Below are 22,915 nucleotides of genomic sequence, written 5' to 3' on the forward strand. Positions count from 1 at the left end.
CACTTACGCCTCCACACAACTGTCGTACGCGCAGACTAGAGTCCTCGTGTGGCGACGACACCAGCGACCCCTGACAAGCGTGACCGGCTTCTCCTGCTCGACGGGCATTCCCTGGCCTACCGGGCGTTCTTCGCGTTGCCGGTGGAGAACTTCTCCACCACCGACGGGCAGCCGACCAACGCCGTGTACGGCTTCACCTCGATGCTCATCAACGTGCTGCGCGACGAGCAGCCGTCCCACATCGCGGTCGCGTTCGACCGGTCGGAGCCGACGTTCCGGCACGAGCAGTACGTCGAGTACAAGGCGGGGCGCCAGAAGACCCCCGACGAGTTCCGCAGCCAGATCAGCCTGATCTTCGAGGTGCTGGACGCGCTGCGCGTCCCGCGGCTGTCGGTCGCCGGCTTCGAGGCCGACGACATCATCGCCACGCTGTCGGTCCAGGCCACCGAGGCCGGGCTGGACACCCTGGTCGTCACCGGCGACCGCGACGCGTTCCAGCTCGTCAACGAGCACGTCACCATCCTGTACCCGGTCCGCGGCGTGTCCGAGCTCGCCCGGATGGACCCGGCCGCCGTCGAGGCCAAGTACGGCGTCCCGCCCGAGCGCTACCGGGAACTGGCCGCGCTGGTGGGGGAGACCAGCGACAACCTGCCCGGCGTGCCCGGCGTCGGCCCGAAGACCGCCGCGAAGTGGCTGACCAAGTACGGCGACCTCGACACCCTCGTCGCCCGCGTCGACGAGATCAAGGGCAAGGCCGGCGACAACCTGCGCGAGCACCTCGCCGGCGTGCTGCGCAACCAGCAGATCAACAAGCTCGACACCGAGGTCGGCCTGGAGCTGACGCCGCCCCAGCTCGCGATGGGCCAGTGGGACCGCGAGGAGATCCACACCCTGTTCGACTCGCTGCAGTTCCGCGTCCTGCGCGAGCGCCTGTACGCGTCGCTCTCGGCGGCCGAGCCCGAGGCCGAGGAGGGCTTCGAGGTCGACCTCGACGCGCTCGAGCCCGGCGCGCTCGGCACCTGGATCCAGGCCAACGCCGGCGAGCGGCTCGGCGTCGCCGTCACCGGCACCTGGGGGCGCGGCACCGGCGAGATCACCGCGCTGGCCCTGGCGTCCAAGAAGGGCCCGGCCGTCCACCTCGACCCGGCCGAGCTGATCGAGGACGACGAGCGCGCCCTGGCCGCCTACCTCGCCGACCCGGCGCGTCCCAAGGCGATCCACGAGGCCAAGGGCCCGATGCTGGCCCTCGCCGCGCGCGGTATGCGGCTGGACGGCGTCACCAGCGACACCGCGCTCGCCGCCTACCTCGCGCTCCCCGGGCAGCGGACGTTCGACCTCGCCGACCTCGTCCTGCGCTACCTGCACCGCGAGCTGCGCAGCGAGACCGAGGACTCGGGCCAGCTGACCCTCGACGGCTCCGGCGAGGAGGAGGCGGCCGAAGCCCTCGCGGTCCGCGCGCGCGCCGTCACCGAACTCGCCGACATCCTCGACAAGGACCTCGAGAAGCGCGGCGCCACCCGGCTGTTGCACGAAGTGGAACTGCCGCTCGTCGGCGTCCTGGCCGGCATGGAACGCGCGGGCATCGCCGTGGACGCCGACCACCTCGCGCACCTGTCGGCGTCCCTCGGCGGCCAGGTCAAGGAGCAGGAGCAGCAGGCCCACGACGCCGTCGGCCACGACTTCAACCTCGGGTCGCCCAAGCAGGTCCAGCAGGTCCTGTTCGACGAGCTGAACCTCCCCAAGACCAAGCGCACCAAGACCGGCTACACCACCGACTCCGAGGCCCTCACCACCCTCCTGGAGAAGGACGGCCACCCCGTCCTGGAGCACATCCTGCGCTGGCGCGAGGTCGCCAAGCTCAAGAGCATCGTCGACTCCCTCATCCCGATGCTCGACGACGCGGGACGCATCCACACCACGTTCAACCAGATGATCGCCGCCACCGGCCGGCTCTCCTCCACCGACCCGAACCTGCAGAACATCCCGATCCGCACCGCCGAAGGCCGCCAGATCCGCGAGGCCTTCGTCGTCGGCGAGCCCTACGAGTCCCTCCTCACCGCCGACTACTCCCAGATCGAACTGCGCATCATGGCGCACCTCTCCGAGGACGACGCCCTCCTGGAGGCGTTCGGCTCCGGCGCCGACTTCCACACCATCACCGCGTCCCGCGTCTTCGGCCTCCCACCCGAGCAGATCGACTCCGAACTCCGCGCCCGCATCAAGGCCATGAACTACGGCCTCGCCTACGGCCTGTCCGCCTACGGCCTCTCCCAGCAGCTGCGGATCTCCCCCGACGAGGCGCGCGGCCTCATGGAGGAGTACTTCGAGCAGTTCGGGGGCGTCCGCGACTACCTGCGCGACATCGTCGCCAAGGCCCGCCAGGACGGCTACACCGAGACGATCCTCGGCCGCCGCCGCTACCTGCCCGACCTCAACTCCGACAACCGCCAGCGCCGCGAGATGGCGGAACGCATGGCCCTCAACGCTCCCATCCAGGGCTCCGCCGCCGACATCATCAAGGTCGCGAGCCTCAACGTCGACCGCGCCCTCCGCAACGCCGGCCTCACCTCCCGGATGCTCCTCCAAGTCCACGACGAACTCGTCCTCGAAGTGGCTCCCGGGGAACTGGACGAGCTGAAGACCCTCGTCAGCGCCCAGATGGCCGGCGCCTACGAACTACGCGCCCCCCTGAGCGTCTCCATGGGCACCGGACGAACCTGGCAAGACGCGGCGCATTGATTGGCATTGCCCTCGGCGGTCGGCCCCTGGGGGCCCTTCCTTCAACGGGCAATGCGTGCGATCGCTGCATCGCTCCGGCTCGCCCAGGGGCTCGCTGCGCGATCAGTTTCTCGCTTCGCTCGAAACTGCCTTCGGTCGCGATCGCGACGGTTGGGGCGGTCGCGTGGCTGGGCTGCCGGGTTGATGTGGGTGTGCCTGTCAGGCGGCTCGTCCTGCTGTCCGTCCTGTGGTGGCTGGCCGTGCGCTTGCTTCGCTCGTAACCGCCGCGGTCGGCTACCGCGGCGGGGGTGGGGCGGGCGCGGGGCCGATGTGCGGGCGTCTCCTCGACGCCTTGGGAAACGGCAATGCACATTTTGGTGGATGCGGAGCCGGGGGCGGGGATCCTCGGGGATCATGCGGGTAGGCCGGTGGGTGTCGTAGATGTCCGGGGGGTCGTACGCTGTCCCCCTGGTCCTGTTCGGGTCGACCGGCGGGGGTATCGTGCCTCTCCTTCACAAGATCGCTGGAGTTGTGGTCGTCTGCGCCGTTGTCCTCGGGCTGACGCTGCCGGGGGAGCGGCGGGGGCGGGACGAGGGGAAGGCGGCCGAGCGGGCCGGGGCGGCGTCCAGCGTGCCGCCGACCGCGCAGGCCGCGAAGGCGGGCGTGGCGCCCTCGGCCGGGGCGTCCGGGACGGCGAAGACCGGGTCGCCGTCCGCGGCGCCGCCCGCGCCGATCCCGGCGGCGGCGCCCGCCGCCGTGGCGGCCAAGGCGAACGAGCTGGGACAGGTGCCGGTGCTGATGTACCACCGGATCCTGAAGAAGCCCGAGCTGTCGCTGGACCGCTCGACCAAGGAGCTGTACGACGAGCTGACGCGGCTGGCCAAGGGCGGCTACCAGCCGATCACGGCGGCGGAGTTCGTCGGCGGCCGGTTCGCCGTGCCGGCGGGCAGGCATCCGGTGGTGTTGACGTTCGACGACAGCACGCCGGGCCATTTCGGGCTGGACGCCCAGGGCAACCCGAAGCCCGACACGGCGGTCGCGGTCATCGAGCAGGTCGCGCGGGAGAACCCGGGGTTCCGGCCGACGGCGACGTTCTACCTGAACAAGGAGTTGTTCGGGATGGACGACGTGCAGGCGGCCGCCGGGCTGAAGTGGCTCCAGCAGCACGGTTTCGAGATCGGCAACCACACCGTGACGCACCCGAACCTGTCCAGCATGTCCGAAAAAGCGGTGCGCAAGGAGATCAGCGGCATGGAGGACCGGATCGCCAGGCTCACCGGGACGCACACCACCACGTTCGCGTACCCGTTCGGATCCGTGCCGAAGAAGGAGGCGTGGGCCGAGAGGCAGGACGACGCCTACTCCTTCCAGGGCATGTTCCTCGCCGGATGGCGGCCGTCGATCTCGCCGTTCGACGAGGACTTCGACCGGTGGAAGATCGACCGCGTCCGCTCCGAGGGAAAGATCAAGGAGAACGACTGCAAGCGGTACTGCTCGACCGCGTGGCTCGACTATCTGGACAAGAACCCCGATGAGCGGTACACCTCTGACGGTGACCCGAACACCGTGACGTTTCCGAAGGCCGCCGAGGACCGGATCGCCAAGGAGCACAGGGCTCGTGCGCGGACGTACTGATCACCGCCGCCCCGCACGGATTGACCACGCGAGATTGGTCCCATATCCTGATCGCTGCGCTGTGGGCCTGCGCGCGCTTCGGACGGAGCAGGCTCGCGCTCGGTCAGGTCGGCGACATCGGTTCGGTTCACTGACGCGGCACGGCCCGCGTTCCATTCCGGTCTTCGGCAGGGCGGATAACGGCCCTCCGCGCACAACCCATACGACTTCCATGTCCGTACCGGAGCCAGCCGACACATGACGAGCAGCACCGAGGCCACCTCGACCACCCCGCAGGTAGCGGTCAACGACATCGGGTCCGAGGAAGCCTTCCTCGCGGCGATCGATGAGACCATCAAGTACTTCAACGACGGCGACATTGTCGAGGGCACTGTCGTCAAGGTCGATCGTGACGAGGTCCTCCTCGACATCGGCTACAAGACCGAGGGCGTCATCCCCTCGCGTGAGCTGTCCATCAAGCACGACGTCGACCCCAACGAGGTCGTCACCGTCGGCGACCACGTCGAGGCCCTCGTCCTCCAGAAGGAGGACAAGGAGGGTCGGCTGATCCTGTCCAAGAAGCGCGCCCAGTACGAGCGCGCCTGGGGCACGATCGAGAAGATCAAGGACGAGGACGGCATCGTCACCGGCACGGTCATCGAGGTCGTCAAGGGCGGTCTCATCCTCGACATCGGCCTGCGCGGCTTCCTGCCCGCCTCGCTGGTCGAGATGCGCCGGGTGCGCGACCTGCAGCCGTACGTCGGCCGCGAGCTCGAGGCCAAGATCATCGAGCTGGACAAGAACCGCAACAACGTGGTCCTGTCCCGCCGCGCCTGGCTCGAGCAGACGCAGAGCGAGGTCCGCCAGACCTTCCTCAACACCCTGCAGAAGGGCCAGGTCCGCAAGGGCGTCGTGTCCTCGATCGTCAACTTCGGCGCGTTCGTCGACCTCGGCGGCGTCGACGGCCTGGTGCACGTCTCCGAGCTGTCCTGGAAGCACATCGACCACCCGTCCGAGGTCGTCGAGGTCGGCCAGGAGGTCACGGTCGAGGTCCTGGACGTCGACATGGAGCGCGAGCGCGTCTCCCTGTCGCTCAAGGCCACCCAGGAAGACCCGTGGCAGCAGTTCGCCCGCACCCACCAGATCGGCCAGGTCGTGCCGGGCCGCGTCACCAAGCTGGTGCCGTTCGGCGCGTTCGTCCGGGTCGAGGAGGGCATCGAGGGCCTGGTGCACATCTCCGAGCTGGCCGAGCGCCACGTGGAGATCCCCGAGCAGGTCGTCCAGGTCGGCGACGAGATCTTCGTGAAGATCATCGACATCGACCTCGACCGGCGCCGCATCAGCCTCTCCCTCAAGCAGGCCAACGAGGGCGCGGCCAGCATGGAGGAAGAGGACTTCGACCCCACGCTGTACGGCATGCCCGCCGAGTACGACGACCAGGGGAACTACAAGTACCCCGAGGGCTTCGACGCCGACACCGGCGAGTGGCTGGAGGGCTTCGACGAGCAGCGGGAGACCTGGGAGCGGCAGTACGCCGAGGCCCGCACCCGCTTCGACGCCCACCGCAAGCAGATCGAGGAGGCCCGCAAGGCCGAGGCGGAGGCCGACAGCGCCCCCGCGAGCACCGGCGGCGGCGGCGGCGAGACCTCCTACTCCGGCGGCGGCGAGAGCGAGTCCGGCGGTGGCGCCCTCGCCACCGACGAGGCGCTCGCCGCGCTGCGGGAGAAGCTCTCCGGCGGTCAGTGAGCCGCGTCCCTCCTCCGGCGGGCGGTCCGCCCGGCCGCCGGAGGAGCGGAGCTCGGTGACGGCGCGCTGACCGCTCGCCCGCGCCGCCGCACCGGACCGCCTCGGCGGTCCCCGTGCGGCCGGGTGGACAACACGAACACGGCCGGAGAACGATCTTCAGGATCGGCCTCCGGCCGTGCTTCGGTTGCGTCACGATGGCGGGGGGCCCGCGTCCCCGACGCTTCACCCCACCCCCGAAGGTCCGCTCGTCCCCGGGAGCACTCGTTCAATTGGCCAGGACAGACACCGGCACCGACGTCGGCACCAGGCCCGGCGGCCCCGCCGCGGCCGGCCCCTCGATCGTCCCGCAGGGCCCCGCCCGGCTCGCGCTGATCGCGGTCACGGTCGCGGTCCTCGCGCAGACCCTGCGGTTCTCGCTGCCGCAGCTCGACCACTTCGCCGACGAGACCGGCACCGCGCTCGCCGCGGTGGGCGTGCTGGTCATCTACCTCGCCGGGTTCACGGCCCCGCTGATCCGCCGCGCCGCCGGGCCGCGCGGGCTGCTGCTCGCCGGCGTCGGCGGGCTGTTCGCCGTCCGGCTGCTCGCGCAGGCCATCGACCCGCAGACCTGGCTGGCGTTCGCCGGCACCGCGATCGGCATGATCGCCGTCGCGGCGCTTTTCGAGGGCGCCCGCGGCCTGTCCGGCGTCGGGTTCGCCACCGCGACCGTCGCGGGCCTGTCCATCGACGGCGCCGTGCGGATGTGCTTCGCCACCTGGGACCCGGTATGGCGGGACGGCGCCGGCCCGTGGCTGGCGTGCCTGGCGTTCGTCGGCGTCGGCGCCGCCGCCCTCTACCGGGAGCTGGCGTCCGGGCCGGTCAGCGCGCCCGGGGTGTCCTGGCGGGACGCGCTCGGCGCCGCCGCGCTCGGGCCGTTCCTCGCGCTGCAGGTCCTCGTCCTCGCCAGCCCCGCGTTCGTGGCGTCGTCCGGCTGGCAGTCGCTGACCGGCGCGCACGTCACCATCGTCATCGGGCAGGGCCTCGCGCTCGCCTTCCTCGCCTCCGGCCTCGCCGTGCGGGCGGTGCCGGGCGGCGTGTGCGTGCTCGGCGGGACCGTCCTCGGGGTCGCCGCCGGCGCCGTCGCCGGGACGTACGCGGTCTCCGGCATCGAGGTCGTCCCCATCGTGCTCGTCGGGCAGGTGCTGGCGGCCTGGCTGCTGGCCGTGGCGGTCCGCGCGCCGCTGCGCCGCGCCGGGACCGGCGGGCCGGTCTGGCGGATCGACGCCGGCGCCGCGCTCGGCGGCCTGCTGATCGCCGCGATCCTGATCCCGTACCAGGTCAGCGCGGTGTCGCGGCTGCCGTTCCCGAACAACCTGCTGCCCGGCCTCGCCGGGATCCTGCTCGGCGCGCTCGCGGCGTTCGCGGCCGCGCGCGGCGGCCCGCTGCCCGCCCGCGCCCCGCTGCGCGCCCTCACCGCCGGCGCCGCCGCCCTCGTGCTGCTCGCCGGGACGCTGGTGTTCACCGTCGCGGCCCCGGACGGCAAGGCGCAGCCGGCGGCCGCGTCCGGCCACGTGCGGGTGCTCAGCTACAACATCCACGACGCTGTCGACCAGTCCGGCCAGCTCGACCCGGAGGGGATCGCCCGCGTCATCGAGGGGCAGCGGGCCCAGGTCGTCCTGCTGCAGGAGGCCGGCCGCGGGTCGCTGATGTCCGGCACCACCGACGTCGGCGTGTGGCTGTCGCGGCGGCTCGGCATGAAACTGATCTGGGGGCCGGCCGCCGACGGCCAGTTCGGCAACGCGATCCTGACGTCGCTGCCCGTGCGCAGCTCCGGGACGGGCCGGATGTCGCGCGGCGACTGGTCGCAGATCCGCGGGTACGTGTGGGCGAGGCTCGCCGTCGGGAGGACCACGATGGACGTGTGGTCGACGCATCTGGAGGGCGGCGACGGCCGGGCCGCCGAGCGGTCCCGGGAGATCGCGACGCTGCTGCGGGCCTGGGGCGGCGCGCCCCGCACGATCATCGGCGGCGACTTCAACACCGACGCGGGCAGCCCCGAGCTGGCCGCGATGACCGAGGGCACCGACCTGCGCAGCGCCGCCCTCGGCGGCGAGCCGTACCCGACCCGGCCGGACGGCTCCGTGCACGACTGGATCTTCGGGTCGGACGGCGTCCTCGTCACCGACTACGAGGTGCCGAAGTCGGCGGCGTCCGACCACTACCCGGTCGCGGTGACCGTCCGGATCGGGCGGTGAGCCCTCCCCGCGGGCCGGCCGCCGCTAGGGTCTGCACATGAGCGAGCCGTCGGTCGTGATCGAGCGGGCGGGCCCCGGTGACGCCGGGGAGCTGATGACCGTCCAGCGCGCCGCCTACGTGGCGGAGGCGCAGCTGTACGGCGACCCGTTCCTCCCGCCGCTGGTCGAGTCGGTCGAGCAGCTGCGCAAGGTGCTGGACACGGACGCGGTGGTGCTGAAGGCGGTGCTGGACGGCCGCCTCGTCGGCGCGGTCCGCGCCCAGTTCAGCGACCACACCTGCCTGGTGGGGCGGCTCGTCGTCGTCCCCGACCTGCAGGGCCGCGGCATCGGGCGGCGCCTGCTGGCGGAGCTGGAGGCCGAGGTCGCCGGGCGGGTGGACGCCTGCGTGCTGTTCACCGGGCATCTCAGCGAGTCGAACCTGCGCCTGTACCGCCGCCTCGGCTACAGCGAGACCCACCGCGAGCGGGTCGCCGCGCACCTCACCCTCGTGCACATGCGCAAACCCCTCGTCCCGGCCGGAACCGGGTAGCCGTTAGGGTGAGCCCGTGCTGAAAGTGGGACTCACCGGCGGTATCGGGTCGGGCAAGAGCGAGGTGTCCGCGCGGCTGAGCGAGCGCGGCGCGGTGGTCATCGACGCCGACAAGATCGCCCGTGAGGTCGTGGAGCCGGGCACCCCCGGTCTCGCCGCCGTCGTGGCGGAGTTCGGCGACGACGTGCTGCTGCCGTCCGGCGCGCTCGACCGCGAGAAGGTCGGCCGCATCGTGTTCGCCGACCCCGACCGGCTCGCCGCGCTGAACGCGATCGTCCATCCCCTCGTCGGGGAGCGCATGCAGGAGCTGATGGACGCCGCCCCCGCCGGCGCGGTCGTCGTCTACGACGTCCCCCTCCTCGCGGAGAACGGCCTGGCCCCCATGTACGACGAGGTCGTCGTCGTGGACGCCCCCGAGAAGACCCAGGTCGACCGGCTGGTCGCCCGCCGCGGCATGACCGAGGAGGACGCCCGCGCCCGCATGGCGAACCAGGCGTCCCGCGCCGAGCGCCGCGCCGTCGCCACCCACGTCATCGAGAACTCCGGCACCCTGGACGACCTGAAGGCCCAGGTCGACGCCCTCTGGGAGTCCCTCACCCGCCGCGCCGCCCCCTAGAACGGGGCGTCGAGGGGGAGGCGGTGGACCTCCGGCAGGTAGGGGTCCAGCTCGCCGGGTTCGAAGCGGCACATGCCGACGGCGTACCAGAACTCGGCGGTGGCGTTGCCCTCCCATTTGTAGCGGCCGTCGGGGGCCAGGGCGGCCCAGCCTTCGGCCAGGCCGAGGAGTGTCACCCGGCGCGCGGGGGCCTCGCGGTCGGTGACGTCCCAGAGGATGACGGCGCCGTCGTCGCCGGCGGTGGCGAGGAGGGAGCCGTCCGGGCTGAAGGCGGCCGACCAGATCCGGCGGGTGTGACCGGTGAGGGTGTGCAGGAGTCGTCCACTGGAGGGGTCCCAGAGGCGCACCACCATGTCGTCGCCCGCGCTGGCGAGCATGGCCCCCGACGGATGGAACGCGGTCGTCCACAGGCGGCCGGTGTGGCCGGTGAGGATGTGGAGCGCCTCGCCGGTGGACGGGTCCCAGAGCCGGACGGTGCCGTCGTTGCTCGCGCTGGCGAGGGTGTCGCCGGACGGCGAGAACACCACCCGGTAGACGCGGTCGGCGTGGCCCCGCAGGGCGGCGGCGAGCTCGCCCGTGCGGGGGTGCCAGAGGCGGACGAGGCCGTCGTCGCAGCCGGTGGCGAGGAGGCCGCCGGCGGGGTGGAAGTCGATGGAGCGGACGCGGCCCCGGTGGTCGGCGAGGTTGACGGTCTCGCGGCCCGTCGTCCAGTACCAGAGGCGGACGGAGTCGTCGTCGTTGGCGGTGGCGAGGACGTCCCCGGCGGGTGCGAACGCCTGCGCCCACACGTGGTCGGTCTCGACGTTCAGCTCGCGTTCGAAGGTCCCTGTCCCGGCCTGCCACAGGTGGACGCCGCCGTCGTTGGTGGCGGTGGCGAGCTGGGAGTCGCGGGTGTTGAACGCGGCGGAGGTGAGGTTGTCGGCGACGCCGCGCAGCTCGCGGATCATCCGGCCGGAGCGCGGGTCCCAGAGCCGGACGAGGCCGTCGTTGCCGCTGGCGGCGAGCATGCCGCCGTCCGGGCTGAACGCGACGCCGGTGACGCGGCGGCCGTGGCCGCGCAGCACGACGCGGCACTGCCCGGTCTCGGCGTCCCACAGCCGGGCGGTGCCGTCGTTGCTGCTGGTGGCGAGCTGGGCGCCGTCGGGGCGGAACGCGAACGGCCACACGGCGCCGCGGTGCCCGGCGAGTTCGAGGCGCTGCCGCCCGGTCCCGGGGTCCCACAGGCGGACGGACCCGGCGCTGTCGGCGGTGGCGAGGCGCCCGCCGTCCGGGCTGAACGTCGCCTGGTAGATGCCGCCCTCGTGGCCGGACAGGGTGCTGCGGTGCCGGCCGTTCTCCCAGAGGCGGACGGACCCGTCGGTGTCGCCGCTGACGAGGAGGCCCCCGCCGGGGTGGAAGGCGATGGCGTACACGCGTCCGGTGTGGCCGAGGAGTTCCTGGCCGATCTCGCCGGTGCGGATGTCCCAGAGCCGGACGACGCCGGCCTCGTCCCCGGCGGCGAGGTGGGAGCCGTCGGGGTGGAACACGGCGCGGAACACCGCGCCCCGGTGGCCGGTCAGTTCCCGCATGAGCGCGCCGGTCGCGAGGTCCCAGACGCGCAGGGTGCCGCCCGCGTCGCCGGTGACCATGAGGGAGCCGGCGGGATCGAACACGGCGGTGTAGACGGGCGCGGTGTGCCCGGAGAGCTCGTGGAGCAGGGCGCCGGTGGCGGTGTCCCAGATGCGGACGGTCCCGTCCGCGGCGCCCGCCGCGACGAGATCGCCGCCCGAGGGGGCCCGCCCGCCGACGACGACGGGCCACACGCCTTCGGGGTGGACGGTGAGGGTGTGCGCCGAGTGCCCGGTCGCGAGGTCCCACAGCCGGACGGTCCCGTCCGCCGAACCGCTCGCCAGGAGGTTGCCGCCGCTGTCGAACGCGACCGCGTAGGCGCGGTCGGTGTGGCCCTGGAGTGTGCGCAGCGGAGTGCCGGTGACGGCGTCGCACACGAGGACGCCGCCGTCCTCGCTGCCGACGGCCAGCACGGAACCGCCGGGGCTGTAGGCGAGCGGCTGGGGCAGCCGGCTGGTCTGGAAGTGGAAGCCGTACGGGACGCCCACGGCGGGCGGCGCGATCTGGATGTCGATGGGACGCCCGGGGGCGATCGCGGCCTCCCGCAGTTCGGGCGCCGCGGCGATCCGGTCGGGGAGGACGGCGTCGACGAGCGCGGCGCGCGTCCAGCGGCTGCCGTCGACGGCGACGTCGCGCAGGTCGGCGCGGGCGAGGCGGGTCCGCGACAGGTCGGCGCCGCGCAGGTCGGCCCCGGTGAGGCGCGCCTCGTCCAGCCGGGCCCCGGCGAGCGACGCGTCCCGCAGGACGGCCCGCGACAGGTTCGCGCCGACGAGCTGCGCGTCGGTGAGGTCGGCGCCGGTCAGGTCGACCTCCTGCAGGTCGCGGTAGGACAGGTCCTCGCCCTGGAGGCGCGCGCCGCGCAGGTCGGTGCGCGCCGGGGTCCGCAGCCGCGTCGTGATGCGGATCGCGTTGGCGCGGGCCAGGTCGTCGGCGCCCGGATCGGCGAGGACGCCGGCGGCCCAGTCCTGGCAGGCGCGCGTGTCGGCGAGGTCGCACAGGAAGTCGACGGTGAGCTGCGTCAGAGCGCGCAGGGCGAGCGCCGCGGGCGCCGCGCCCCGGGCGAACTCGTCGGCGATGTGCCGCGCGACGAGCCACTCCATCACCGACGCGTGGATGAACCCGAACAGCCCTTCGTCGGTGCGGACGAGCAGGCTGCCCGCCCCGACGGCGTGCGTCACCTGGTGCGGCGACATGCGGCCGTCGGCGAGGCCGGTGAGGGTCTCGGCGATGTCGCCCATCTCGTTGAGGCTCAGGAACTGCTCGTTGCCCTCCCACAGCCGCAGCGCGAGCGTGCCGACGGCCCGCCACATGTCCTCGGCCCTCAGCCCGGACGGCCCGCCGGAGCCGCCGACCCGGACCGCCTCGTACGCCAGCCACGACGACAGGATCTCGTGGTAGAGGTCGGCGGGGGACACGGCGCGGCGGGCCTGCGCGACCGCGCGCAGCCGGTCCTCGGGCAGGTCGGCGATGAACGACAGCATCCGCGGGTTGGAGGTCAGCGCGAGCAGTTCCTCGATGCCCGCGAGCAGGATCAGCCGCGCCTCGGCGGCGTCCTCGTCCCCGTACCGGTTCACCAGGTAGGAGCGGACCTGCGGCGGCGCGAACTCCTCCAGGCCGAGGACGCGGCGGTGCGGCAGCACGCCGACCTTCTCGCCGAGGGCGGTCAGCACCTGCGCCTGCGACTTGAAGTGCTGCGTCCGGCTGGCCACCACGATCTTGGCCTTGTCCTGGGCGGCCTGGAGCAGCGTGTCGAGGTGGTCGGCGGCCTGGTCGTAGGTCATCCGCGTCACCAGCTCGTCGAACCCGTCGAAGAGCAGGACGATGCGGCCCTGGCGGAGCATGTAGTGGAACGCCTTGAGGTCGATCAGCTCCTCGCCGTGGTTGGCGAGGTGCGCGGCGACCAGGCCGTCCACCGAGTGCGCCTTGTCGAGCGCCCGCAGCTCGATGAGGATCGGGATGACGTGCGGCAGCTGCTCGGGGATGCGGCGGGCCAGCTCGCGCAGCGCGAACGTCTTGCCGCGCCCGAAGTCGCCGAGGAGCAGCAGGAACCGCCCGTGGTCGGCGGCCAGCAGCCGCAGCATCTCGCCGACGACGTCCTCGCGGACGTCCCCGGCGAGGCGCGTCCCGTCCTGCGGCGTCTGGAAGCGGTCGAGTTCCCGGAACCGCTGCGGGACGTACAGGGACGGCGGATACAGCCCGTCGGCGGACAGCCGTCCCGTCTGCGCCGTCACGTACTCCGACAGGTCGAGGAGCCCCTGGAACTCGGTGAGGCTGCGCACCCGGATGCCGCGCCGCAGCGCGTCGTCGCGCAGTGACCGGGACGGCGCCGGCCCCAGGTACACCAGTTCCGACCCGTGGTCGGTGCCGTCGGCGTGCACGTGCCGGGCGAACGCGTCCACGTCCGCCTCGGTGGCCTGCCCGACGTGGGCGCCGATGCGGTACTGGCGGACGAACCCGTCCTCCAGGTGGGTGAGCAGCAGGTGCGGCGGATCGGACCGCCCCTCCTCGCGCGTGGGCGGGACGATCCGCCGGATGGTCGCGCGCTCGAACCGCGTCTCGCACGCCTCCGTCAGCCGGTCGAGCAGCCGCGCCGTGGGGTCGGGCACGGGGTCGGCGGCGCCGTCCGCCGCCGGGCCGAGCTCCGGGACGGGCGGGGCGGGCGGCGTCTCCGCGCGCGGCGCCGGGAACGTTCCGCCGGCGCCCGACCAGGACCGTTCGAGACGTTCCGGGCCGCGCCGGTCGGCGTCCTCCGGGATCCACCGCTCCAGGCCGTCCCGCCCCAGCACGACGATCTGGTGGCGGCCGGGGCCGAGCGCCGGGACGGCCGGGGCCCCGCCGCGGAGCAGCGGGACGGCGCCGAACTCCGACTCGGTCCCCTGGAAGAACAGGTTGACGTGGCCGCCGAGCAGCGTCTCCACGGTCTCGGGGTCGCGCAGCGCCCCGGGCTCACCGGCGACGGGCGTGTGCTCGACCGCGCCCAGGCGGAGCCATCCCTCGCCCTCGAAATGCCGCAGCCGCTCGTTGAACCAGGCGGCCTGGGCCTGGCCGACGCGGCCGTACCGGTCCTCCTCGCGGTGGGTCTGCGGCAGGGTCGAGTTGAGGCCGGCCACCACGACCCGGAGGTCGGGGACGGGGTACAGCGTCCACGGCTGCGCGCTGTCGAAGATCAGTGCGTCGATGCCCTGGTAGAACTCCTTGAACAGGCTGGCGTAGTGCCGCCATTTCGGCCAGTACGGCGGCTGCGGCTCGATGTCGTCGGCCTCGCAGCTGGAGAAGTACGCCTGGCACGCCGCGCGGGTGACGTCGTGGGTGCCCGGCACGACCACGACGCGCTGCGCCTCCAGCCCGAGCAGCGCCCGCAGGCTGGTCAGGAACGACAGCGCCTCGGCGAACTCCTTGCGGCTGCCCGAGTGGGTGAGGTTGCCGGTGACGATCAGCAGGTCGGGGCGCGGCACGCCGGAGTCGGCCAGCCGGGTCACATCGCTCCAGATGCGGTCCTGGAGCTCGGTCGCGGTGGTCGGCTCGCCGGGCTCGGCGAGCGTCCGGCCGAACCGGGGGCCCGAGACGTGCAGGACGCTGAGCCGCTCGCGGGGCTCGTGGCCGCCGCCCCCCGCCGGGAACGCGGGCGGGGCGACGGGCGCCCGCCGGACGGGACGCTCCTCGTCCGGCTCCGGCGGGCCGTCAGGCGGCTCCAGACGGCCGGGCAGCACGCCGCCGCCCTCTGGCGGGGGAGGGCCGCCTCCGGGGAATCCGGGGCCGTTCAGCGGACGCGCGTGGCCGGCCAGGGCCTCCTGGATGCGCCGCATCAGCAGCCCGCGCGCCTCGTCGGGGTCGTCGATCCCCACCAGGTCCACGTAGGTGATCGTGGAGAGCAGGCCGTCGATCGGACAGTCCTCGATCCGGACGGTGACGAGCTTGCGGGCCGGGTCGTCGGGGTCGGCCCGCAGCGCCGCCATCCACTCCAGCCGCCCGTACCGGGAGCGCAGGTAGTTGCGCGACAGCACCGCCACCACGGCCTTGGCCTCCGACAGGCCGCGGTCCATGAAGTCGATGAAGTTGGTCCCGGGGACGAAGTCCCATGCCTGCATCATCGTCCGGTGCCCGGCGGCCTCCAGCTGCCAGGCGATCCAGGACGCCCACCGCTCGTCCGCTGGGGAGTAGCTGATGAAGAAGTCGGTCGGACGCTCCTGCCCGATGAGGCCGCCGCCGGGGAGAGTCATGCCGCCAGTATCGCGCGGCGGCCGGAGGAATTCATGGCCTGTCCGCCTATGGGATCATGGCGGCCGTGCAGCCCTTGATGGAGACCCTGCGCCGCGCCGCCTGCTCCCTGGGCGTTCTCGACTGGATCCGCATCGGCGTCCTCGTGCTGGGGCTCGTGTTCGTCGCCACCGGCCTGCTGCCCGCCGACACGGCGCGCGCCAGCATCGGGCGGATCGCGCCCCTGCTGCTCTTTCTGTTCAGCGTCATCATCCTGGCCGAGCTGACCAAGGAGGCCGGGGTCTTCGACGCGATCGCGCAGCGGATGGCGCGGGCCGGCCGGGGGAACTACGTCGCGCTGTTCCTGCTGTGCGTGGCGTTCGCGTCGCTCACCACGGTCTTCCTCAATCTGGACACGACCGCTGTACTGCTGACCCCCGTCATGCTGGCGCTGGCGGCGCGCGCGCGAATCGCGACCCTGCCGCTCGCCATGACGACGGTGTGGCTGGCCAACACCGCGAGCCTCCTGCTGCCGGTGTCCAACCTGACCAACCTCCTCGCCGCCGAGCGGGTGGCCCTGCAGACCCGCGCGTTCGCGGGCCGCATGTGGCTGCCGCAACTGGCCGCCCTCGCCGTCACCATGGCGCTGCTGTGGATGTTCTACTGGCGGCGGAGCATGCGCGGCGAAGATTCCTATGACCCGCCCGATCCCGTGCCCGTCCGCGACCGGATGCTGTTCTCCGCGACCGGGATCGCGTGCCTGCTATTCATCGGCGCGATCCTCGCCGGCGTGCACACCGGTATCCAGCTCGGTGTCGCCGCGACCGTTGCCGCCGTCGTGGCCGTCGTCGCCTTCGCCGTGCGCGACCGGTCGGTGCTGCGCCCCGTCCTGATCCCGTGGCAGCTCATGGTGTTCGTCACGGGGCTGTTCCTGGTCGTCCCCACGCTCGAGCGGTTCGGGCTGGACGACGTGATGCGCGCCTTCGTCGGCCCTGACGGCGACGCCGTGGGGGCTTTCCGGGCGGCGTTCTCTGGGGCCGGCCTGTCGAACGTCCTCAACAACCTCCCCGCGTATGTGGCGGGGGAGTCGGCCGTACCCGCATCGAACAAGGATCAGCTTCTCTCGCTGCTCGTCGGGACGAACGTGGGGCCCGTCATCACCCCGTGGGGGTCCCTGGCCACTCTGCTGTGGTTCGAGTGGTGCCGCCGGTGGGACGTGCGTGTACCGATCCGCAAGTTCGTCCTGACGGGGACGGTCCTGGCGGTGCTGGGCTGTGCGGCCTCCGTCGGGGCGCTCCTGGCGACCGGTTAGCCGACCGGAACCGGCGCTGGAAACCAGACGACGCTGGAAACCACGCGGGCGCTAGAAGGCGACGTGGAAGCGGCCGTCGGGCCTCGCCACCTGCGTCGTCGTCTCAAGGAGGCGGTCCAGGAGGTCCGGGCGGGCGGCGACGAAACCCAGTTCGGACGCCGGACGGTCGATGCCCATCTCGTACGGGCCCCCGTCCAGGCGGCGCAGCTCGGCACCGGCCTCGGCGGCCACGAGCGCTCCGGCGGGGAGGTCCACGATCTCGGGCAGATAGCCGACGATGCCGTCGATGTCGCCGCGCGCGAGCATCGTCCAGGCCACCAGCGGCGCCCACAGCTGCAGCATGCGCGCACACTGCTTCTCCACGGCCGTGCGCAGGGTGAACGCCACGAGATCGTTCGACTTGACCTGATGCCCTTGGGTCCACGCCAGGACGGGGTTCTCTTCCCTGCCCGGCCGCGGACGGCCGGGCAGCCTCAGCGGAACCCCCTTCGGGCCCAGCGTGCCTTCACCGCGCACCGCCGACCACGTCCGGCCCGAAACCGGGTCGTGGACGACGCCCAAGACCGGCTCGGCGCGCGCGCACAGCGCCAACCCCACCGCGTACACCGGCATGCCGATCGCCACGTTGTTGGTGCCGTCCAGCGGGTCGACGAGCCACACCATCTCCTCGCCCGGCGCCCCGTCGAGGACACCGGACTCCTCCGCGATGATGCGATGCCCCGGATACGCGCCCCGCAGCCGTCCGACGATCAGCTCCTCGGCGGCCGTGTCCAGCGCCGTCACGACGTCACCGCCCGAGCCCTTCGGACGGACGTCCAGGGGCCCGCCCATGCCGGCGCTCAGCAGGGCGCCCGCCGCCTCGGCGGCGGCCACCGCCACGCCGCGGGCCTCGGAGAGATCGACCGGAAGGGCCGCTGACGGGGTCGTGGATCTCATCGGGCCTCTCCAGTCGGGTCCGGCGGCGGGCCTACCGGCGCGCCGAGCAGTGGGCGGCGGCGATCCTTCGCGCGGACCGCCGCAGGGCGCGCTCGGTATCGGCTTGATCGGAACGGAACCGGTGCACGCTGTGCGTCGCCATGTCCAGGGGGCCGAGGGACAGGTCGCCGCCGCCCGGCGTCTGGCGCCCCAAGGCGACCGTGGCCGCGTCTTTGCCGTCCTCTATGAGTGTGCTGTGGAACACACCCGCGGGAAGAGTGTACGACTCGCCGGTCCGGTGCGCGGTGGAACGGCCAGGGGAGCAGTGGACGGCCCGCCCCGTCGCCCTGAGCTCGTCCACGTCGCCGTGGCTGACGACCTCGAAAACCTGCTGCGGCGCCTTTCCCGCGGCCTCGTCGACGTCCATCCGCACGTTCCGCACCGTCCCGTACAGGACGAAGCTGAGCAGTTCCCAGCTGTGGCAGTGCACCGGCGACGTGGTGGAGGGGGCCGGCCGTACCTCCGGCGTCCAGATGTGCAGGCACACGCCGAGGTCACCGCTGCGCTCCACCGGAAGGCACAGGAAGCCCAGCGGGTGGCGCACCGCCGGGACGGGCGGCGCGCCCGCCGCGAGGCCGTCCAGGATCCCGCCGAGGACGCCCCTCGCCCACGCCGGCAGCGTCCGCGCCGCGGTCCCGGCGCGGATCTCCTCACGGATCTCGTCGTACTTCACTGTGGCGGCCCCATGTCTCGCGTCATCGGCCGTCACTCGTACGGGTCCTTGGCCCGCAGCGCCTTACGGATGATCTCGATGACGTCGCGGTCGGTGTAGCCGTGCGCGAGGTCGATGCCGATCACCTCGAAGAGCTTGCGGACCTCCTCGACCGTGGGCTCCTCGTCCAGCGGCGCCAGCCTCGCCTGCTCGACCGGCACGCGGCGCGCCTGGTCGAGGCTGGTCTGCAGCTCCGCGCTCACCCAGCTGTAGTAGAACTTCGAGTTGTCGATGACCAGCGCTTCGCCGCGCGGATCGTCGCGGGTCACCACCAGGCGGGACGCGGAGAGGTCGTAGCGCAGCGTCGTCATGGTCCGCGCCAGGCCGATGTCGATGTCGAGCATCGCGAACCGCTGCTTGTGCCAGCACGCCGCGAGGATCGTCGCGTACGCCTCCTTGCGGGTGCGCTCCAGCGTCCACGGCTCGCCCGTCGCGTCCGGGCCGTCCGACACCGAACGGCGGTGGCGCGCGTACGCCTCGCACACCTCCACGTTCGTGGGGTCGAGGATCTCCAGCCGGAACAGCAGCGTGCGCCGCTCCCGGCGCGCCGCCGCCACGCACTCGGGCAGCGTCCGCGCGCGGATGTAGGTGCCCGTCCCGCCCTTGAAGAACCACCGGTCGGTGTCACGGCGGGCCTCCTCCAGGACGTGGGCGACCTGCGCCCCGCCGATGACCCGGACGACCGTGGTCTCGTCCAGCGCGCGCTGGGTGTCGGACAGGACGTGCTCGAACCCCTCGATGCGGGTCAGCTTGGCGCTCAGCTCGCTCAGCGTGGCCGACGACGACCGTAGCGTGTCGCGGACCTCCGCCTCGACCGGGATGCGCCGCCCCCGGTCCCGCAGCACCGACGTCGCCAGCAGGCCGATCACCGCGAGGATCCCGCTGTTGGTGATCTCGTCCTCGTTCGGCAGGTTCACCCCGAGCCCCAGCACCGCGACGACGATCGCCAGCACCAGCGCGATCACCGCGTCGGCGTTCTTCCCGAGCCAGTTGGTGAAGCGGGTCATGTTCTGCTGGCACCCCGTCCCTAGTCGGAGCCGGAGACGTCCAAGGGAGTGCGGGGTCCTCCCCATCGAACGGCACGGTCGGCGCCGTCATCGTAACCGGAGTGCCTGGGCTGCGGAAAAGCCCCGCAGGTAAGGGCTTCGGTCCCTTGCGCGACCGGGTGTCCTCCCGCTCGCCATAGACTCGGCGCATGCGCGTGCGGGGCCGGTGGGCGAGGGCGTGGACGGGGGCTTGGCCGAGCCGGCGCTCGCGTGCGCTCGACGTGTTCCTCGCCGTGTCCCTGGCCGCCGCCGACGGCACGTTCCTGTGGTTCGCCGACCAGCGGTTCTGGCTGCCGCCGTCGGTCGTGTCGGCGTGCAGCGTGGTACTCGGCCTGGCGCTGGTCGTGCGGCGCGTCCATCCCGTCGGTCTCGCCATGTTCGCGCTGGTGTTCGGGACGATCACAGGAGCGGGCGTCTTCGCCGCGCTGGTCGTCCTCTACTCGCTCGCCGCGTACGCCTCGTCCCGCCGGACGGTGCTGACGATCGCCGTCCTCGTCTACATCGCGGGGCTGGCCTTCCCGGGCCCGACGGCGACCGAGAATTTCGCCGCGCAGGCCATCTTCGGCGTCGCGTTCATAGCCGTCCCCGTCCTGCTCGGCCTTTACATGGGGGCGCGCAAGCAGCTCCTCGCATCGCTTCAGGAGCGGGCCGCGAGGCTTGAACGTGAACAGCACCTCCTCGCAGAGCGCGCGCGGGGCGAGGAACGCACCCGCATCGCGCGGGAGATGCACGATGTGGTCGCCAACCGGATCAGCGTCATGGTCGTGCACGCGGGCGCCCTCAAGGCGATCGCCGCCCGCGATCCCGACCGCGCCGCCGAGACCGCGACGGTCATCGGGGACATGGGACGCCAGGCGCTGGAGGAGCTGCGCCACGTCATCGGGGTCCTGCGCCAGGGCGAGGAGGCCCTTCCCCAGGAGGGCGTGACGCTCGCCCACGTCCGCGAACTCGTCGGCCAGTCCGGGGCGGCCGGCCTCCGCGTCGACCTGTCGGTCCGCGGCGACGAGCGCCCGATGCCCATCGCCGTGGGACGGACGGTCTACCGCCTCGTCCAGGAGGCGCTCACCAACGTCCACAAGCACGCCGGGGCCGCCGACACCCGCGTCGCCCTCGGCCTGCTGCCCGAGGCGATCGAGGTGGAGATCGTCAACGCCCCGCCGACCGCCCGGCCCGAGCACCGGCTGCCGAGCGGCGGGAACGGCCTGCTCGGCCTGCGCGAGCGGGTCACCGCCCTCGGCGGCAGCTTCGAGGCCGGGCCGCGCGAGGGCGGCTACGCCGTCCAGGCCCGGCTGCCGCTGCCCGCGTCCTGACCGGCGCGGACGCGGAATGTCGGACCCCGTGCATACAGTTGTGGGGAGCAGGGAGAACGCCGGAGCAGGGGAGTGCCGATGCGCCCAGTCACCGATCTGCGGCGCCGCGTGGCGCCGTTCGAGGTCGTCACCGAGATGACGCCGTCGGGCGACCAGCCGCAGGCGATCGCCGAGCTGACCGCCCGCATCGAGGGCGGCGACAAGGACGCGGTGCTGCTCGGCGCCACCGGCACCGGCAAGACCGCCACCATCGCGTGGCTGGTGGAGAAGCTGCAGCGGCCCGTCCTCGTCATGCAGCCGAACAAGACGCTCGCCGCCCAGTTCGCCAACGAGCTGCGCGAGATGATGCCGCACAACGCCGTCGAGTACTTCGTCTCGTACTACGACTACTACCAGCCCGAGGCGTACATCCCGCAGACCGACACCTACATCGAGAAGGACTCCTCGATCAACGACGAGGTCGACCGGCTCCGGCACTCGGCGACCAACTCGCTGCTCACCCGCCGCGACACCGTCGTCGTCGCGTCGGTGTCCTGCATCTACGGCCTCGGCACCCCGCAGGAGTACGTCGACCGGATGGTCCGGCTGCACGTCGGCCAGGAGATCGACCGCGACGACCTGCTCCGGCAGCTCGTCGGCATGCAGTACACGCGCAACGACCTCGCGTTCACCCGCGGCACGTTCCGGGTCCGCGGCGACACGATCGAGATCATCCCGCAGTACGAGGAGCTCGCCGTCCGCATCGAGATGTTCGGCGACGAGATCGAGAAGCTCGCCACCCTGCACCCGCTCACCGGCGAGCTCATCACCGAGGACGACGAGCTGTACGTCTTCCCCGCCTCGCACTACGTCGCCGGCCCCGAGCGCATGGAACGGGCCATCCGCGGCATCGAGAGCGAGCTGGAGGAGACCCTCGCCGCGATGGAGCGGCAGGGCAAGATGCTGGAGGCGCAGCGCCTGCGCATGCGCACCACCTACGACATCGAGATGATGCGCCAGGTCGGCACCTGCTCCGGCATCGAGAACTACTCCCGCCACATCGACGGCCGCGGCCCCGGCACCGCCCCGAACACCCTCCTCGACTACTTCCCGGAGGACTTCCTCCTCGTCATCGACGAGTCGCACCAGACCGTGCCGCAGATCGGCGCCATGTACGAGGGCGACGCGTCCCGCAAGCGGATGCTGGTCGAGCACGGGTTCCGGCTGCCGTCCGCCATGGACAACCGGCCGCTGAAGTGGGAGGAGTTCCTCGACCGCATCGGCCAGACCGTCTACCTCTCGGCGACGCCCGGCACCTACGAGATGAACCGCGTCAAGGGCGACGTCGTCGAGCAGGTCATCCGCCCGACGGGCCTCATCGACCCCGAGATCGTCGTGAAGCCGACCAAGGGGCAGATCGACGACCTCATCCACGAGATCCGCGAGCGCACCGAGCGGGACGAGCGCGTCCTCGTCACCACCCTCACCAAGAAGATGTCGGAGGATCTCACCGACTACCTCCTCGAACTCGGCATCCAGGTCCGCTACCTGCACAGCGAGGTCGACACGCTGCGGCGCATCGAGCTGCTCCGCGAGCTGCGCGCCGGCGAGTTCGACGTCCTGGTCGGCATCAACCTGCTCCGTGAGGGCCTCGACCTGCCCGAGGTGTCCCTGGTGGCGATCCTGGACGCCGACAAGGAGGGCTTCCTGCGCTCGGAGACGTCCCTCATCCAGACGATCGGCCGCGCGGCCCGCAACGTGTCCGGCCAGGTCCACATGTACGCCGACACCGTCACCCCGTCGATGGAACGGGCGATCGACGAGACCAACCGGCGCCGCGCCAAGCAGCAGGCCTACAACGCCGAGCGCGGCATCGAGCCGCAGGCCCTCCGCAAGCGCATCGCCGACATCCTCGACTCCCTCGCCCGCGAGGACGCCGACACCGAGACCCTCATCGGCGGCGCCGGACGCCAGCAGAGCCGCGGCAAGGCGCCCGTCCCCGGCCTTGCGTCCCGCACCAAGGAGGTCGGACGCCACGCCGCCGACCTGGTCGGCGAGCGCCCCCGCGAGGAACTGGAGGCGCTGATCGAGCAGATGACCGACCAGATGCACCAGGCCGCCACCGACCTGCAGTTCGAACTCGCCGCCCGCCTCCGCGACGAGATCAAGGAACTCAAGCGCGAACTCCGCGACATGAAGGAGGCCGGCGTCAGCTAGGCACGGCCCGGCGCCCCGGCGCCCCGGTGCCCCGGTGCCCCGGTGCCCCGGTGCGGCGTCCACGCGTCCGCGGACGCCGACGCGGCCGGCGGTGCGCCCTTG

Annotated in this window: 13 protein-coding genes; 9 read left to right on the forward strand and 4 right to left on the reverse strand. The window is 72.5% G+C overall.

All coding sequences use genetic code 11. The features are described from left to right. Window positions 1-48 precede the first annotated feature (48 nt). The 6 genes from polA (at window position 49) to coaE (ending at window position 9,457) form a co-directional block, all read left to right on the forward strand. Window positions 49-2,739 carry a DNA polymerase I gene (gene polA / locus SM418_RS17835; protein WP_371941962.1) on the forward strand — a complete coding sequence of 897 codons (2,691 nt, stop codon included), beginning with the start codon at window positions 49-51 and terminating at the stop codon, window positions 2,737-2,739. A 480-nt stretch (window positions 2,740-3,219) separates the two neighbouring features. After that, the gene (locus SM418_RS17840; protein WP_371941963.1) at window positions 3,220-4,353 is read left to right on the forward strand and encodes a polysaccharide deacetylase family protein; all 1,134 of its coding nucleotides are present in this window, start codon (window positions 3,220-3,222) and stop codon (window positions 4,351-4,353) included. A gap of 237 nt (window positions 4,354-4,590) precedes the next feature. Next, complete coding sequence (gene rpsA / locus SM418_RS17845) at window positions 4,591-6,078, forward strand: 30S ribosomal protein S1 (RefSeq protein ID WP_371941964.1); 1,488 nt, start codon at window positions 4,591-4,593, stop codon at window positions 6,076-6,078. Between the two features lie 269 nt (window positions 6,079-6,347). After that, window positions 6,348-8,312: an endonuclease/exonuclease/phosphatase family protein gene (locus tag SM418_RS17850; protein WP_371941965.1), complete on the forward strand. Its 1,965-nt coding sequence runs from the start codon at window positions 6,348-6,350 to the stop codon at window positions 8,310-8,312. Window positions 8,313-8,349: 37 nt separating this feature from the next. Next, complete coding sequence (locus tag SM418_RS17855; RefSeq protein ID WP_371941966.1) at window positions 8,350-8,841, forward strand: GNAT family N-acetyltransferase; 492 nt, start codon at window positions 8,350-8,352, stop codon at window positions 8,839-8,841. 16 nt (window positions 8,842-8,857) lie between these two features. After that, window positions 8,858-9,457 (forward strand): dephospho-CoA kinase, encoded by a 600-nt coding sequence (gene coaE, locus SM418_RS17860; protein ID WP_371941967.1) that lies wholly within the window; start codon window positions 8,858-8,860, stop codon window positions 9,455-9,457. Here the strand turns inward: coaE and SM418_RS17865 are convergent. After that, window positions 9,454-15,285, reverse strand: coding sequence for a WD40 domain-containing protein (locus SM418_RS17865; protein ID WP_371941968.1), 5,832 nt, complete (start codon window positions 15,283-15,285; stop codon window positions 9,454-9,456). The genes coaE and SM418_RS17865 overlap by 4 nt on opposite strands. Before the next feature lie 65 nt (window positions 15,286-15,350). On the opposite strand from SM418_RS17865, the gene SM418_RS17870 reads away from it, so the two are divergent. Further along, window positions 15,351-16,574, forward strand: a complete 1,224-nt coding sequence (locus tag SM418_RS17870; protein WP_371941969.1) for an ArsB/NhaD family transporter — start codon at window positions 15,351-15,353, stop codon at window positions 16,572-16,574. A gap of 51 nt (window positions 16,575-16,625) precedes the next feature. Here the strand turns inward: SM418_RS17870 and SM418_RS17875 are convergent, their stop codons facing one another. From SM418_RS17875 to SM418_RS17885, 3 genes are read right to left on the reverse strand one after another with little or no spacing between them, the layout of a single operon-like run. After that, window positions 16,626-17,510, reverse strand: coding sequence for an inositol monophosphatase family protein (locus SM418_RS17875; protein WP_371941970.1), 885 nt, complete (start codon window positions 17,508-17,510; stop codon window positions 16,626-16,628). A gap of 31 nt (window positions 17,511-17,541) precedes the next feature. Next, the gene (locus tag SM418_RS17880) at window positions 17,542-18,258 is read right to left on the reverse strand and encodes a hypothetical protein (RefSeq protein ID WP_371941971.1); all 717 of its coding nucleotides are present in this window, start codon (window positions 18,256-18,258) and stop codon (window positions 17,542-17,544) included. Further along, window positions 18,255-19,268 (reverse strand): hypothetical protein, encoded by a 1,014-nt coding sequence (locus tag SM418_RS17885; RefSeq protein WP_371941972.1) that lies wholly within the window; start codon window positions 19,266-19,268, stop codon window positions 18,255-18,257. Before SM418_RS17885 ends, SM418_RS17880 begins: the two co-directional genes overlap by 4 nt. 188 nt (window positions 19,269-19,456) lie before the next feature. On the opposite strand from SM418_RS17885, the gene SM418_RS17890 reads away from it, so the two are divergent. Both SM418_RS17890 and uvrB read left to right on the forward strand, forming a co-directional pair. Continuing rightward, complete coding sequence (locus tag SM418_RS17890; RefSeq protein WP_371941973.1) at window positions 19,457-20,617, forward strand: sensor histidine kinase; 1,161 nt, start codon at window positions 19,457-19,459, stop codon at window positions 20,615-20,617. A 78-nt stretch (window positions 20,618-20,695) separates the two neighbouring features. Next, window positions 20,696-22,813, forward strand: coding sequence for an excinuclease ABC subunit UvrB (gene uvrB / locus SM418_RS17895; protein ID WP_371941974.1), 2,118 nt, complete (start codon window positions 20,696-20,698; stop codon window positions 22,811-22,813). Window positions 22,814-22,915: the final 102 nt, after the last annotated feature.

This window comes from Actinomadura chokoriensis (assembly GCF_041463665.1).
In the GTDB taxonomy this organism is placed as follows: domain Bacteria; phylum Actinomycetota; class Actinomycetes; order Streptosporangiales; family Streptosporangiaceae; genus Spirillospora; species Spirillospora chokoriensis_A.

Bases quoted from the DNA above. Each gene is read 5' to 3' on its own strand.
- SM418_RS17885 (WP_371941972.1), bottom strand. From the start codon at position 19,268: ATGACCCGCTTCACCAACTGGCTCGGGAAGAACGCCGACGCGGTGATC.
- rpsA (WP_371941964.1), top strand. From the start codon at position 4,591: ATGACGAGCAGCACCGAGGCCACCTCGACCACCCCGCAGGTAGCGGTC.
- SM418_RS17875 (WP_371941970.1), bottom strand. From the start codon at position 17,510: ATGAGATCCACGACCCCGTCAGCGGCCCTTCCGGTCGATCTCTCCGAG.
- SM418_RS17890 (WP_371941973.1), top strand. From the start codon at position 19,457: ATGCGCGTGCGGGGCCGGTGGGCGAGGGCGTGGACGGGGGCTTGGCCG.
- uvrB (WP_371941974.1), top strand. From the start codon at position 20,696: ATGCGCCCAGTCACCGATCTGCGGCGCCGCGTGGCGCCGTTCGAGGTC.
- SM418_RS17855 (WP_371941966.1), top strand. From the start codon at position 8,350: ATGAGCGAGCCGTCGGTCGTGATCGAGCGGGCGGGCCCCGGTGACGCC.
- SM418_RS17865 (WP_371941968.1), bottom strand. From the start codon at position 15,285: ATGACTCTCCCCGGCGGCGGCCTCATCGGGCAGGAGCGTCCGACCGAC.